We start from the raw sequence: 14,298 nt of genomic DNA on the forward strand, positions 1-14,298 counted from the left end.
GATTAAGGAGGGCGCGACATGCTTTATGCCTATCTTTCCCCATTGTTTTTGATCGTCTGCATCTTTGTTTCGACCCTGTTTGTAGTCGACTGGCTCGCCAAAATGTTGATCTATGGATTTCTTGTGAATTTCATATTCCTACCATGGCTCCTTCTTTACCGCCATGAAGATAAAGATACGCAGGAGGGAAAACGCAATGCCGGAGAAGAAACTAACAGCCAATGAAATCGGGCTGCTGTGGACGCAGTACATCCAGAACAGTATGGCCGTCCCTGTACTCGAATACTTGAAAAATACATGTGAGGATGAGGAAGTAAAACCACTGATCCAGCTGTCGAGGGATCTGGCGGATAAGGGAATCGAAACGTGCAGGACATTTTTCCAGAAAGCCTGTCTCCCTGTCCCCAACGGATTTTCCCTCGACGATTTAAACCCGAGGGCGAAGAAATTGTTTACGGATGCCTTTATTTTGTCGTTTTTAGAGCATATGGGAAAAGTCGGACTAACGTCGGACGGCTACTCCCTCGGGGCTTCTGCGAATAGTGATGTCCGCGCTTTCTTTACCAATCGGATCGATCAGCAGGATAAACTCTACAATCTGAGCGTGCGCACGGCGCTTGAAAAAGGGATCTATACGAGAGCTCCTCAAATTGAAGTTCTGAATGAGACGGAATACATCGAAAGCAAAGCCTACTACCATCCGTTTCACAAGCGTTCCTTGAATACGATAGAAATCACCCATATTTATGAGAACGTCAAAAACAATGCCCTCGGGGAAGTGGTCTGTCAGGCCTTCGGGCAGACCAGCAAAAATAAAACCGTGAAAAAGTATATGAGACGTGGAAAACGCATCTCCATCGATCATCGGATCTGCCTTTCCAATATCCTTGAGAATTCTGGAATCACCGTTCCCATGACATCTGCGAGTTTATTGACTACGAGTACCGACCCGGTATTTTCCGACAGGCTCATGATGTATATGATCAGCGTCCTCATATCCGCCGGGCAGGGGAACTATGTCAACGGGGCAGCCGTAAGTCTGCGCTATGACATCGTTTATCACTATCACAAGCTCATGCTGGAAGCGGCCATCTACGGAAAAGACGGCTTGGATATTATGATTGAGAACGGCTGGTTTGAAGAGCCTCCGCAGGCACCGGACAGACAGAGACTCATCCAATAAACTCAGCGGAAGAGGAATAGACATGAAGGAAAAACGATTGGAAATTATACTATGGAGTATTGCGTTCCCGGGGTTCGGGCAGATCCTGAACGGACATTTTATCAAAGGGCTCTCCTTTATCATCATTGAAGTGATTTTGAACTACAACAGCCGCTTCAATATGGCCATCATACACAGCTTTCACGGGGATATCGCCAAAGCGGTCGATGTGACCCATTACCAGTGGCTCATGTTTTATCCGTGTATCTATATGTTTGCCGTATGGGATGCCTATGCCCATGCCGATGGAAAGGTTCCGGCCTATTCATTCCTTCCGTTTGCTTTTTCTGCCTACTTCGTCACGGTGGGATTGATTTTTTCATCCACTCTTCGCTTATTCGGCGTATTGATCGGACCGATCTGGCTGCCGATACTCTTCCTTATCCCAGGTATTGGAAGCGGCCTGATTCTGAGGAGGCTGCTTCTCCGTTATGCTGATCATTCCTCCTGAATATGCCCCCGGCTTGTTTGAACATTCCATGATGGTGGAATGAGCACACTAAAACAAGTTGGAGGAGGAATTGAAATGAATCGACAAGAACGTCAGACACAAGGTCAACCGGGTCAGGAGCAGGAGCGGCAGCCAGGTACAGAGGGAGCGATGAACCCATCTCCCCTCCAGGCGGATGACGATTACAAAAGCGGAAATAAGCTGCAGGGGAAAGTCGCATTGATCACAGGCGGCGACAGCGGCATCGGTCGTTCCGTCGCCATCGGTTATGCGAAAGAAGGCGCCGATGTAGCGATTTCCTACTTAGAAGAGCATGAAGATGCGGAATATACGAAGAAGCAGGTCGAAGCCGAAGGACGCCGGGCGATTTTGATTGCCGGGGACGTCGGCGAGGAGTCCGTCTGTCAGGAAGCCGTGGAAAGAACCGTGAAGGAACTCGGTCAGCTTGATATTCTTGTGAACAACGCAGCTGAACAGCATCCGACCGACGACCTGCTGAATATTTCAACGGAGCAGCTGGAGCGTACATTTAAAACGAATATCTATTCGGTCTTCCATATGACGAAAGCTGCCCTGCCTCATTTGAAGCAGGGAAGTTCCATCATCAATACAGCTTCCGTCAACCCTTATGTCGGAAACCCCGATCTTGTGGACTATACAGCTACGAAAGGCGCGGTCGTTGCGTTCACACGTTCAATGGCGAAACAGCTTGTCGATAAAGGCATCCGCGTCAACGGGATTGCGCCGGGGCCGATTTGGACACCACTCATTCCATCCACCTTTTCTGAGGATAAAGTGGAACAATTCGGTACCAACACCCCGATGGGACGCCCGGGACAGCCGGTGGAGCACGTCGGAAGCTATGTGCTGCTGGCCTCTGATGACTCTACGTATATCACCGGACAGTTTATCCATATCAACGGCGGCATGTTCACGTCCAGCTGAGGAGAGGAAGAGACCTATGCCGGAAGGACCGGAAATCCGCCGTGCTGCGGATCAAGTAGAAAAAGCACTCAAAGGTCGGGCTGTGCTCGACCTTTTTTTCGCCTTTGAGCGATTACAGGAATATGAGGAGATTTTACAGGGGGATGTCGTTGAAAAAGTGGATACGAAGGGAAAAGCGATGCTCATCCGCTTTCAAAGGGGCTACACGATTTATTCGCACAATCAGCTGTACGGCAAATGGATGATCCGGAACGCCTATAACTATCCGGACACCAACCGCCAGCTCCGCCTTGCGCTGCACAATGAAAAAAAGTCCGCCCTGCTATACAGTTCCTCGGATATTGAAGTGCTCCGCACAGAGGAGGCAGAGGAACACCCGTTTATCCGGAAGACTGGGCCGGACCTGCTCAGTGAACCGGTAACAGCAGAAGTTCTGTTCGAACGCTTCATCAGCAGGAGGTTCCGGAACCGCAAATGGACGTCCCTGCTGCTCGATCAATCATTTATCGCTGGAATCGGCAACTATCTGCGCAGTGAAATCCTATTCAAGGCCGGCATCTCCCCTTCCGCCCGCCCTTCTGATTGTTCAGAGGAACAGCTTCGGAAAGCCGCCGAAGCGTCGATCGACCTGACATGGCAGTCGTACCGCCATAAAGGCATCACGAATGATCTTGAACTGGCCGGTCAGTTGAAAAAACAGGGCATCAAGCGCCGGGACTACCGTCACTGGGTGTTCAACCGGGCAGGTAAGTCCTGTCGGATCGATGGCACAGAAATCGAAAAGATCCAGGCGGCTTCCAGAAGGCTCTATTACTGTCCGACGTGTCAAAAACACCCGGAACGCTAGCGGAAAAAGATATGCTCGGCATGAATGCCCTCCTCCCCAAGGGTAAGAATACCAAAAGAATAGAAAGGCAGCCGGCGTTTGTCCGTAATGGATCCCGGATTGAACAGCAGTGTCTTTTTAAAGTAACGGAGAACAGGGATGTGGGAATGGCCGTAAATAATAAGGTCCGGGGGATGTTCCTGAAAAGCTTCCACCGCCCGCTTTTCCGTCGTTTTCTTATCCCCGTGTCCGTGGACGACGCCGATGAAATACCCGGCCCACGTTACGAGCTGTCGTTCGGGCACGATCTCTTTCATATCTTCACCATCAACGTTACCGTACACCCCTGTGACAGGAGCAAAGCGGCTCAGTTCTTCAAAAACGTCCGGCGTCTGCCAGTCGCCGGCATGAATGATCTGGTCCGCTTCTTGTAACGCAGTCACCAGACGATCAGGCAGACGGGACGCTTTTTTCGGCATATGTGTATCAGACAGCGCGACAATCTTCATATAGATCCCTCCTAAAAAAGCCACCCTATCGGTCTATGATAGAGTGGCTTGCTGTTATTGAATCGGTGTTTTATTCGGTGTGCCCGCTTTACGCGGGTATTTTTTCGGTGTCTTCCGCCGTTTTTCAACGATGGCAATATTCCGTTCACTGCCCTCTTCCGGAAGCTCGAACGTGTAGATATCCTTCACTTCGCCTCCGACCGTTTGAATAGCGATCTCGGCCTCTTCCATTTCGTCTCTCAGGTTCGGTCCCTTCATAGCCATGAAGCGGCCGCCCTTCTGCGTTAACGGCAGACAAAGCTCACTGAGGACGGACATCCGGGCGACGGCACGGGCCATCACCAGGTCATAGCTTTCCCGAAAGCCCGTGTTTTTCCCGAAGTTTTCGGCACGATCATGGTAAAAAGCGACATCATCCAGCCCCAATTCGTGGGCTAAGTGATTCAGGAACGTGATCCGTTTCTTCAACGAATCGACAATCGTCACCTTCAGATGCGGAAAGACGATTTTCAGCGGCAGACTAGGGAAACCAGCCCCCGCTCCGACATCACAGATACGGAGGGGTTCGGAAAAATCATAGTAAAAAGCAGCTGTCAAAGAATCATAAAAGTGTTTCAAATACACGCCTTCCTGATCGGTGATGGCGGTCAGGTTCATTTTTTCGTTCCACTCGACGAGAATTTCGAAATAACGCTGAAACTGGTGCTGCTGCTGTTCATTTAGTTCAATGCCTTGTTCTTTTAAAGCGTTCAGAAAGGTGTTCGTATCCATAAACCCATCCTTTCGAGTTATTCTCCAGACACACGAGCGATTCTGCCCTGCTCAATATACACAAGCAGGATGGAAACATCCGCCGGGTTCACACCGGATACACGGGAAGCCTGTCCGACTGAAAGTGGACGGACCGCTTTCAGACGGTCACGCGCTTCTGAAGCCAGACCGTGGATGGCATCGTAATCGATGTTCTCTGGAATTTTTTTCGTTTCCATTTTCTTCATACGGTCAATCTGCTCGATCGCCTTCTTGATATAACCGTTATATTTCGTTTGGATTTCAACCTGCTCTTTGACATCATCCGGCAGTTGAACCTCACTGGCACTTAAGCGCTCAATGTGGCTGTAATTCATTTCCGGACGTTTCAAGAGATCTACCGCGCGGATGGCGTCTTTCAGTTTCGAGCCTCCGGCTTCTTCGATGACGGCCTGTACCTCATCGGTTTCCTTCAAAATCACTTTATCGAGACGTTTTTTCTCGTCTTCGATCAAACGCTGTTTCTCAAGGAAACGGTTGTAGCGGTCCTCAGGAATCAACCCGAGTTGATACCCGATTTCGGTCAGGCGGAGATCCGCATTATCATGACGCAGCATGAGACGGAATTCCGCACGGGACGTCAAAAGACGATACGGCTCGCCGGTTCCTTTTGTGACAAGGTCATCAATCATGACACCGATATAGCCCTGGGAACGGTCAAGAATCAGTGTATCAAGATCAAGGGCTTTGGCAGCGGCGTTGATTCCCGCCATCAGCCCCTGCCCCGCGGCTTCTTCATAGCCGGACGTTCCGTTCAGCTGACCAGCTGTGAAAAGACCATCAATTTTCTTCGTTTCAAGTGTCGGCCAGAGCTGTGTAGGGACGATGGAGTCATACTCGATCGCATAGCCGGCCCGCATGATTTCAGCGTTTTCCAGTCCCGGTACTGTCCGCATCATTTCGTTCTGGACGTATTCAGGCAGGGATGTCGACAAGCCCTGGACGTACACTTCCTCCGTGTCACGACCTTCCGGCTCAAGGAAAATCTGGTGCCGCGGCTTATCATTGAAGCGGACGATTTTATCTTCGATGGACGGGCAGTAGCGCGGCCCTGTCCCTTTGATCGCCCCGGAGTACATCGCTGAGAGACCGAGATTATCATTAATGATTTTGTGCGTGTCTTCATTCGTATACGTCAGCCAGCAAGGGATCTGATCCGTAATGAATTCGGTCGTTTCATAGGAAAAGGAGCGCGGCTCTTCTTCCCCCGGCTGGATTTCCGTTTTGGAATAATCAATGGTATGGCTGTTGACGCGCATCGGTGTTCCAGTCTTGAAGCGGACCATCTCAATGCCCATCTCTTCCAGCTGTTCGGAAAGAGAAACGGTGGAACGCTGGTTGTTCGGTCCACTTTCATAGGATATGTCACCGATGATGACGCGTCCGCGCATGAAGGTTCCTGTCGTTACGATAACCGTCGGCGCATAGTACGCTGCCTTCGTTTCTGTGACAACACCTTTTATCTGATCGTCCTCGACAAGCAGCTGCTTCACCATCGCCTGGCGCAGCGTCAGATTTTCCTGATTTTCAAGCACACGCTTCATTTCCTTGATATAAAGCGGCTTATCCGCCTGGGCACGCAGCGCACGCACAGCTGGACCTTTTCTCGTGTTCAATAGACGCATCTGGATGTGGGTCTTATCAATCACCTTACCCATTGCGCCTCCTAATGCATCAATTTCCCGGACGACAATCCCCTTAGCCGGACCCCCGATGGACGGGTTACACGGCATAAAGGCGACAAGGTCGAGGTTCAGGGTCAGCATCAATGTCTTCGCCCCGCGGCGCGCTGCTGCAAGTCCTGCCTCTACGCCCGCGTGACCGGCACCAATTACTATTACATCATAATGCCCTGCATCATATGTCATTTGGATGTCTCTCCTTTAAATAGTTGTTCCAAAATCACTCTATATTTACGAACCAACACTTATTTACCTAAACAGAACTGGGAGAACAGTTGATCAATCAGGCTGTCATGTACCGACTCACCGACGATCTCCCCGAGAATTTCCCACGTACGGGTCACATCGATTTGAACGACATCCAGAGGGACGCCCATTGCCATCCCGTTTTGTGCGTCTTCAAGCGCCTGCTTGGCCTGCTTCAGCAGCTGCACGTGGCGGACATTGGAGACATACGTCATATCACCGGCATCAAGATCTCCTTCAAAGAAGGTCTCGCCGATTGCCTGCTCAAGCTGATCGATGCCTTCTTCGCGAATCAGCGCCGTCGTAATGACCGGCTGATCGTTCGCGAGCTCCTTCACACGATCAAGATCGAGCTTTTTCTCAAGATCGGTTTTGTTCACGATGACGATCACATTCATGTCGCTGATTGCTTCAAACAACTTCTCATCTTCCTCGGTCAGTTCATCGCCATAGTTTAACACAAGCAGGATCAAATCGGCTTCCTTCAGCACTTGACGGGAGCGCTCCACGCCAATCCGTTCGACGATATCTTCCGTTTCCCTGATCCCCGCCGTATCGATCAGCCGCAGAGGCACCCCGCGGACATTGACATACTCTTCGATGACATCCCGCGTCGTCCCCGGGATTTCCGTTACGATGGCTTTGTTTTCATGAACAAGAGCGTTCATCAATGAGGACTTCCCGACGTTCGGACGACCGATAATCGCAGTCCCGAGACCTTCCCGCAGGATCTTGCCCTGCTTGGCCGTCTCTAAGATCCGCTCGACTTCCTCGTGCACTTCCTTCGTTTTCTGCTCCATCATGTCATGGGACATTTCTTCGACATCATCGTACTCCGGATAATCGATGTTCACTTCGACGTGTGCAAGCGTCTCTAAAAGCTTCTGACGCAGATTGTGAATCAGATTGGACAGGCGTCCATCCATCTGCTTCAGCGCAACATCCATCGCCCGGTCTGTCTTGGCACGGATCAGATCCATAACCGCTTCGGCCTGGGAAAGATCGATCCGCCCGTTCATAAACGCACGCTTCGTGAATTCCCCCGGTTCAGCAAGACGGGATCCCGCAGCCAGTGCGATTTCAAGCACCCGGTTCACAGACACGAGTCCACCGTGGCAGTTGATCTCAACGATGTCTTCTCTCGTAAATGTTTTCGGGGCACGCATGACAGAAACCATCACTTCCTCTGCCATTTCACCGGTTTCCGGATCGATGATCTTTCCGTAATGCATCGTATGGGAATCAACGTTGTTCAAATCCTTCCCTTGAAAAAGACCGGCGGCTGTCGAAACAGCCTGGGGACCGCTCAAACGGACGATGGCAATGGCTCCTTCCCCCACCGGGGTGGAAATCGCCGCTATTGTATCTGTTTCCATACGTTTTCACCTCCTGGAATGATTGGTTATCTATAGTTATCCGAAATATTTTTCACTAGTCACTAACATACTACCTTACCACACACCCGTGTGTTTTGAAAAGATATGCGGACCGAAATCCGCATCAGGCGGTTATCCACATGTGCATAACCTGCCATCTATCATCTTTTCCCCGCAAGAGGTCTCCAATACCCCTTGTGGACAACCGTACAGCCAAAAAAATACTCCTGCCGGCTTTTCGGGCAGAAGTATTTGTTGAAATCAGCGTGGGTGAATGACGACATGCCGGCGCGGATCGTTTCCGTCCGACGATGTTTTCACCTGGTCATGCTGCTGCAAAGCATTGTGAATGATTTTTCTTTCATAGGAAGGCATCGGCTCAAGCCGTACGTCCCGGTTCGTCCGGACCGCTTTATCTGCCAGCCGTCCAGCCAGGTTCTCAAGTGTTTCTTTCCGACGGCTTCGATACCCCTCTGCATCAAGCATAACGGTATAAAAAACGTCAGATTCACGGTTGACGACGAGCTGAGCCAGATATTGAAGTGAATTCAATGTCTGACCACGCTTGCCGATCAGGACAGCGATCTGTTCTCCCTCCAGGTTGAGGAAGATATCCCGCTGCCGCACTTCTGAATGGACCTGAACAGGAGCTCCCATTTGTTCTGCTACTTCATAGATGAATGTTTCAGCATCCTGCAGAGGATTTTTCTTGATGGCTACTTTGACAATCGCTGGTTTGGAACCAAACCCAAGAAATCCTTTTTTACCTTCATCAATGATATCAATGGTGACTTGATCTTTTGATGTCTGTAATTGTTCTAATGCAGATTGGACCGCTTCATCAATGGATGGACCCGTAGCAGTTAATTGTTTCACTCACTTGCTCCTCCCGTCGCATCTTTCATCATTGGTTTACGGATGAATACCGTCTGCAGAATCATAACGATGTTACCGACGATCCAGTACAGGGCAAGGGCAGATGGGAAGAAGAATGCGAATGTACCAATCATCAGCGGCATCACATAAAGCATCATCTGCATCTGCGGGTTCTGCGCTGCTGCGCCGCCCGCCATCATTAGTTTTTGCTGCAGGAAGGTCGTTCCAGCTGTCAAAATGGCCAGGAATGGATCGGATGAACCGAGTTCCAGCCATAGGAAGTTATGCGTCTGAATCTCCGAAGTTCTCATAATGGCATGATAGAATCCGATCAAAATCGGCATCTGCACGATAATTGGCAGACAGCCCGCCAGCGGGTTCACGCCGTGCTTTTGGAACAGCTGCATCGTCTCCTGCTGGAGCTTCTGCTGTGTCTGGGCATCCTTGGATGAATATTGTTCACGAAGACTCTGTAATTCCGGTTGAATATCCTGCATCGCTTTGGAGCTTTTCAACTGCTTAACGTTCAACGGAAGCAGAACCAATCGAATGATAATCGTTACAACAATGATCGACAATCCATAGCTGCCACTGAAAAGGTCCGCAAAAAATAGTAGGGTTTGAGACAATGGCCATACGATATACTCGTTCCAAAAACCTGTGCTATCCGAGTTGATTTCCTGGTTTACCTGCGTACACCCGGATAGGAACGTAAGCACGCCCGCCATGGCAAGCAGTGCTATCATTTTATTACGCAACGTTCCTTCCTCCTTAAATGACTCTTCACTTTTTCTTCTATCAAAACGATCGTACTACGACAATCATAAGTTTAGCATTAATGACTGTCCTTTTTCTATAACGATTACGTGCGAATTTTCTTATTTAGAAGCTTGGACCTCATAAGTACATGGGTCAGGCTTTTCTTTATTTCATGAAAATCCATCTGGCTGGCCGGCTTACGTGCAATGACCACCAGATCATAGTGAGGATGGATATCGTCTTCCAGCTCATGAAAGGCCTGGCGCAGGTAGCGCTTAATCTGGTTGCGCTTGACCGCATGTCCCAGCTTCTTGCTGACGGAAAGACCAATGCGGAAATGCGTCTGCTCTTTTTTCTTCATGTAGTAGATCACCAGCTGCCGGTTGGCGAAAGACTGGCCGCCTTGAAAGACCTTCTGAAATTCCTCGTTTTTCTTAATTCGATTTACTTTCTTCATCGAACACCCTCCAGATGAGTGAACATAGAGGGAGATACTGCCCTCACATTCCGATCAATCCCGTTAAAACGTTCTCAAATTATCCTTAAAATAAAAGCGGGACGTTCGATCCGCCCCACTTTCGACTTTCCCTATTCTGAAAAAAAGACCACTGATAGTTTTCAGTGGCCTATGCGGATAGAACTTTTCTTCCTTTACGACGACGGCGTGCAAGAACTTTACGTCCATTTGCAGAGCTCATGCGTGAACGGAAGCCGTGTACTTTTTTACGCTTACGATTATTTGGTTGAAACGTGCGTTTACTCATTATATATACACCTCCTGGGCAATAATCCAATAAAACAATTAAAAGGCAGTCTTGAACAGTATAATAAAATGACCCCTGAATTGTCAACTCGATTTTCAATCTTCCTTTTTTCGATTCTGCACGACGTTATATAACAGGCTGTAGTATAACACATCAAAAATACCCACGGCAGCGATCTTCATTCCTTTCACATGACGAACATTCACAGCCATTGTGTATAATTTTTCAGCGGTTTTTGACTGTCCACAACAAATATCGACAAGAAAATCACAAAATCCAGTGCTGTGGATGAAAGTTTTCTACAAGCCCTTGATATTGTGGATAAGTTACGCCGACCCATTGCAAGCCGTGTTTTTATCTGGTATCATATTTGTGTTTAACAGCGATTGACTTCAAAACAGTTGAGATCTTTTCCACAGACTGTGGATAACATGTGGACATTTATTAACAGACCTGTTCATGCAGTTATACACAAGCGTGTGGACAATGAAAATAACTCTCTGGAAGTCTAGTAAAATCAACATTCAAACATCCACACCCGTGCAGCACTGATGAGGATGTACAACCTTATACAAACCTTATACGAGCGCCTTTCGATCCTTTTGCTACGTTCGAAAAAGAGAACGAAAGGTGTTTTTGTTTTCCAATGAAACAGAGAGGGGTGAAACAATTTGGAGAACATCCACGAACTATGGAACAATACGCTGGACCATATAAAAGAAAAAATAAGCAAGCCCAGCTTTGAAACATGGCTTAAAGCGACAAAAGCCGACTCCCTTAGTGAAAATACGCTGACAATCGTCGCTCCAAACGAATTCGCCAGAGACTGGCTTGAAAACCAATACGAAAGCTTGATTACAGAAACATTATATGAGGTAACGGGGGCCGAACTGGAAACAAAGTTCATCATTCCAGAGTCCAAGGACGATGCCCTGGAGGACGTGAAGCTGTCTTCCAAAAAGGTTCCGAATGTAAAAAATAACGGAAATGAAGAATCGCCTCAGAGCATGCTCAATTCCAAATATACCTTTGATACATTCGTCATCGGATCCGGCAACCGCTTCGCCCATGCAGCCTCACTGGCTGTAGCCGAAGCACCGGCAAAAGCCTATAACCCGCTGTTCATCTACGGAGGGGTCGGGCTTGGGAAAACACACCTGATGCACGCCATCGGCCATTATGTGCTTGATCATAATCCGAATGCCAAAGTCGTTTATCTGTCCTCGGAAAAATTCACGAACGAATTTATCAACTCGATCCGGGACAACAAGGCCGTCAATTTCAGAAATAAATACCGCAGCGTTGATGTCCTTCTTATTGATGACATCCAGTTCCTCGCAGGCAAAGAGCAGACACAGGAGGAATTCTTCCATACATTTAATACGCTCCACGAGGAAAGCAAGCAGATCGTCATCTCCAGTGATCGTCCGCCGAAAGAGATCCCGACCCTGGAAGATCGTCTGCGTTCCCGGTTCGAATGGGGATTGATCACAGACATTACACCGCCGGACCTGGAAACAAGAATTGCGATTTTGAGGAAAAAAGCGAAGGCAGAAGGGTTGGATATCCCGAACGAAGTCATGCTTTACATCGCCAACCAGATCGACACCAACATCCGTGAACTGGAAGGCGCCTTGATTCGTGTCGTTGCCTACTCTTCCTTGATCAACAGCGATATCAATGCCTCTCTGGCAGCTGAAGCGCTGAAGGATATTATTCCAAGCTCCAAGCCGAAGGTGATTACGATTGAAGCCATTCAGGAGATGGTCGGAGAAAAATATAATGTGAGGCTGGAAGATTTCCCTGCTAAAAAGCGGACGAAATCCGTAGCCTTCCCCCGTCAGATCGCTATGTATTTATCAAGAGAACTGACTGACTTCTCTCTGCCGAAGATTGGGGAAGAGTTCGGCGGCCGGGACCATACCACCGTCATTCATGCTCATGAAAAAATTTCAAAAATGGTCGCGGATGATCAGCAGCTCCAAAAAGAGCTCGATGAAATCAAAGAGCAGCTTAAATCCCACTAGTGGATAATGTGGACAGGGGTTGCAGGTTCATCAACAACCTATCCACATGTGTATAACAAGCCATGCAAAGGCTTTGATAAGGTTATCCACAATTCCACAGCCCATACTAGTACTATTACGACCTTTTTTATAAAAAAATATATAATACAAGCTCATTAGGAGGAGTGTTCGGAAATGAAATTTGTCATCCAGCGGGATCAGTTGATGGATAGTGTGCAGAATGTCATGAAAGCCATATCTTCAAGAACAACGATTCCAATCTTAACGGGAATGAAATTAGAAGCCACTTCAGAAGGAATTAAATTAACAGGCAGTGATTCAGATATCTCGATCGAATCTTTTATCCCTGCAGAAGAAGATGGCATCGTGTATGCAGAAGATATTGAACCAGGCAGCATTATTCTTCAGGCTAAATATTTTCCTGATATCGTAAGAAAGCTCCCGCAGAACACGGTGGAAATCACCAGCGATGAGTCGAGAAATGTCACGATCCGCTCAGGGAATGCAGAATTCCACTTGAACGGCCAGGACCCTGAAGAATATCCACAGCTTCCCCAGCTTCATACGGAGGACAGCTTTGAACTGCCGATTGATCTTTTGAAAAACCTGATCAGACAGACGGTATTTGCTGTATCCACTTCAGAAACGCGCCCGATTCTTACAGGGGTCCATGTGAAAATGGATGAAGGCAGCCTTGAGTTCATTGCAACCGACAGCCACCGCCTGGCGTCAAGGAAAGTCTCCCTTGACCAGCCGGAAGGAAAATCCCTGCCTGCGGTCGTCATTCCAGGAAAGAGTCTGACAGAATTGAATAAAATTCTTGACGATTCGGATGATAAAATTGAAATCAGCGTAACAGACAACCAGGTTCTTTTCCGTACGAAGCATTTATACTTCCTGTCCCGTCTGCTGGACGGAAACTATCCAGAAACATCCCGCTTGATTCCGGAGCAAAGTAAAACCGTCGTCAAGATCGATGCCAAGGATCTTCTTCAGTCCGTCGACCGTGCCTCTCTATTAGCAAAAGAGAACCGCAACAACGTCGTAAGACTTGTGACTAAAGAATCCAACCATCTTGAAATTACCGGGAACTCACCGGAAGTCGGAAATGTCGTGGAAGAAGTAACGGCGAATGATGTCGATGGGGAAGACTTGAAAATCTCTTTCAGTGCGAAATATATGATGGACGCTCTGAAAGCCGTCGACTATGATCAAGTCAAAGTCGAATTTACGGGTGCCATGCGTCCGTTCCTGATCCGCCCGGTTGATGATGATCAGATTCTTCAGCTGATTCTTCCCGTACGGACATACTAAAATATAAAACGTTGAATAAAAGAAGGTGCTCGATAACTTTCATAGGAGCACCTTCTTCTTTTTGTCCTCAAAAACAGGAGGAATCCGCAGAAAAAGCACCTGTGGAAAACCGCAGGGAAGAAGAAATGAAGTTATCCACATTGGGGATATCCGGTTTAAACAACCGGCAGCAGAAGAGTTCGAGGGATTGGACTTTCCTTACACCTTTATCTTTAGTAAAATATAGAGATAGGTGAATTCATGAAATAGGGTGAAAATATATGAGCGAAGAAATTGGTATCAGCACAGAATACATCCCACTCGGGCAGTTTCTAAAATTAGCGAACGTTGTCGAATCTGGTGGAATGGTGAAAATTTTTCTGGCTGAATTTGAAGTGAATGTAAATGGTGAACCGGAAAACCGCAGAGGACGGAAACTGTACGTGGGCGATACAGTGGAGATTGAGGAATTCGGCAGCTATAAAGTTGTAAGCGAAGGGTAACCCCCTCCA

Annotated in this window: 16 protein-coding genes; 8 read left to right on the top strand and 8 right to left on the bottom strand. The window is 48.3% G+C overall.

Annotated elements, in window-relative coordinates; genetic code table 11:
- The first annotated feature begins 18 nt into the window (after window positions 1–18).
- From ACXAD6_RS18400 to nei, 5 genes are all read left to right on the top strand, one after another.
- On the top strand, window positions 19–225 hold the full coding sequence (locus ACXAD6_RS18400) for a hypothetical protein (protein WP_474970147.1): 207 nt from the start codon (window positions 19–21) through the stop codon (window positions 223–225).
- Complete coding sequence (locus ACXAD6_RS18405) at window positions 197–1,183, top strand: DUF3231 family protein (protein WP_474970148.1); 987 nt, start codon at window positions 197–199, stop codon at window positions 1,181–1,183. The genes ACXAD6_RS18400 and ACXAD6_RS18405 overlap by 29 nt, the downstream gene beginning before the upstream one ends.
- Window positions 1,184–1,205: 22 nt before the next feature.
- Window positions 1,206–1,673 carry a hypothetical protein gene (locus tag ACXAD6_RS18410; protein ID WP_474970149.1) on the top strand — a complete coding sequence of 156 codons (468 nt, stop codon included), beginning with the start codon at window positions 1,206–1,208 and terminating at the stop codon, window positions 1,671–1,673.
- Between the two features lie 75 nt (window positions 1,674–1,748).
- The gene (locus tag ACXAD6_RS18415; RefSeq protein WP_474970150.1) at window positions 1,749–2,618 is read left to right on the top strand and encodes an SDR family oxidoreductase; all 870 of its coding nucleotides are present in this window, start codon (window positions 1,749–1,751) and stop codon (window positions 2,616–2,618) included.
- Between the two features lie 16 nt (window positions 2,619–2,634).
- Window positions 2,635–3,465, top strand: coding sequence for an endonuclease VIII (nei, locus tag ACXAD6_RS18420; protein ID WP_474970151.1), 831 nt, complete (start codon window positions 2,635–2,637; stop codon window positions 3,463–3,465).
- Here nei and ACXAD6_RS18425 read toward each other — a convergent pair.
- The 8 genes from ACXAD6_RS18425 to rpmH form a co-directional block, all read right to left on the bottom strand.
- Window positions 3,462–3,953, bottom strand: a complete 492-nt coding sequence (locus ACXAD6_RS18425; protein WP_474970152.1) for a metallophosphoesterase family protein — start codon at window positions 3,951–3,953, stop codon at window positions 3,462–3,464. The two genes, nei and ACXAD6_RS18425, sit on opposite strands and share 4 nt — an antisense overlap.
- Window positions 3,954–4,007: 54 nt before the next feature.
- Complete coding sequence (gene rsmG, locus ACXAD6_RS18430; RefSeq protein WP_474970153.1) at window positions 4,008–4,724, bottom strand: 16S rRNA (guanine(527)-N(7))-methyltransferase RsmG; 717 nt, start codon at window positions 4,722–4,724, stop codon at window positions 4,008–4,010.
- Between the two features lie 17 nt (window positions 4,725–4,741).
- The gene (mnmG, locus tag ACXAD6_RS18435; RefSeq protein WP_474970154.1) at window positions 4,742–6,631 is read right to left on the bottom strand and encodes a tRNA uridine-5-carboxymethylaminomethyl(34) synthesis enzyme MnmG; all 1,890 of its coding nucleotides are present in this window, start codon (window positions 6,629–6,631) and stop codon (window positions 4,742–4,744) included.
- A gap of 59 nt (window positions 6,632–6,690) precedes the next feature.
- Complete coding sequence (gene mnmE, locus ACXAD6_RS18440; RefSeq protein ID WP_474970155.1) at window positions 6,691–8,067, bottom strand: tRNA uridine-5-carboxymethylaminomethyl(34) synthesis GTPase MnmE; 1,377 nt, start codon at window positions 8,065–8,067, stop codon at window positions 6,691–6,693.
- Between the two features lie 261 nt (window positions 8,068–8,328).
- Entirely contained in the window at window positions 8,329–8,943 is a 615-nt protein-coding gene (gene jag, locus ACXAD6_RS18445; protein ID WP_474970156.1) for an RNA-binding cell elongation regulator Jag/EloR, read from the bottom strand.
- Window positions 8,940–9,701, bottom strand: coding sequence for a YidC family membrane integrase SpoIIIJ (spoIIIJ, locus tag ACXAD6_RS18450; protein ID WP_474970157.1), 762 nt, complete (start codon window positions 9,699–9,701; stop codon window positions 8,940–8,942). The genes jag and spoIIIJ overlap by 4 nt, the downstream gene beginning before the upstream one ends.
- Window positions 9,702–9,805: 104 nt before the next feature.
- Window positions 9,806–10,159, bottom strand: coding sequence for a ribonuclease P protein component (gene rnpA / locus ACXAD6_RS18455; RefSeq protein ID WP_027955860.1), 354 nt, complete (start codon window positions 10,157–10,159; stop codon window positions 9,806–9,808).
- Window positions 10,160–10,328: 169 nt separating this feature from the next.
- Window positions 10,329–10,466 (bottom strand): 50S ribosomal protein L34, encoded by a 138-nt coding sequence (gene rpmH / locus ACXAD6_RS18460; RefSeq protein ID WP_084163166.1) that lies wholly within the window; start codon window positions 10,464–10,466, stop codon window positions 10,329–10,331.
- A 671-nt stretch (window positions 10,467–11,137) separates the two neighbouring features.
- Here rpmH and dnaA point away from each other — a divergent pair.
- From dnaA to yaaA, 3 genes are all read left to right on the top strand, one after another.
- Complete coding sequence (dnaA, locus tag ACXAD6_RS18465; protein ID WP_027955859.1) at window positions 11,138–12,493, top strand: chromosomal replication initiator protein DnaA; 1,356 nt, start codon at window positions 11,138–11,140, stop codon at window positions 12,491–12,493.
- 174 nt (window positions 12,494–12,667) lie between these two features.
- The gene (gene dnaN / locus ACXAD6_RS18470; protein WP_474970158.1) at window positions 12,668–13,807 is read left to right on the top strand and encodes a DNA polymerase III subunit beta; all 1,140 of its coding nucleotides are present in this window, start codon (window positions 12,668–12,670) and stop codon (window positions 13,805–13,807) included.
- Between the two features lie 260 nt (window positions 13,808–14,067).
- Window positions 14,068–14,289 carry a S4 domain-containing protein YaaA gene (gene yaaA, locus ACXAD6_RS18475; protein ID WP_160837668.1) on the top strand — a complete coding sequence of 74 codons (222 nt, stop codon included), beginning with the start codon at window positions 14,068–14,070 and terminating at the stop codon, window positions 14,287–14,289.
- The last annotated feature ends 9 nt before the right edge of the window (window positions 14,290–14,298 follow it).

The organism is Halobacillus sp. ABH2_015, assembly GCF_056158945.1.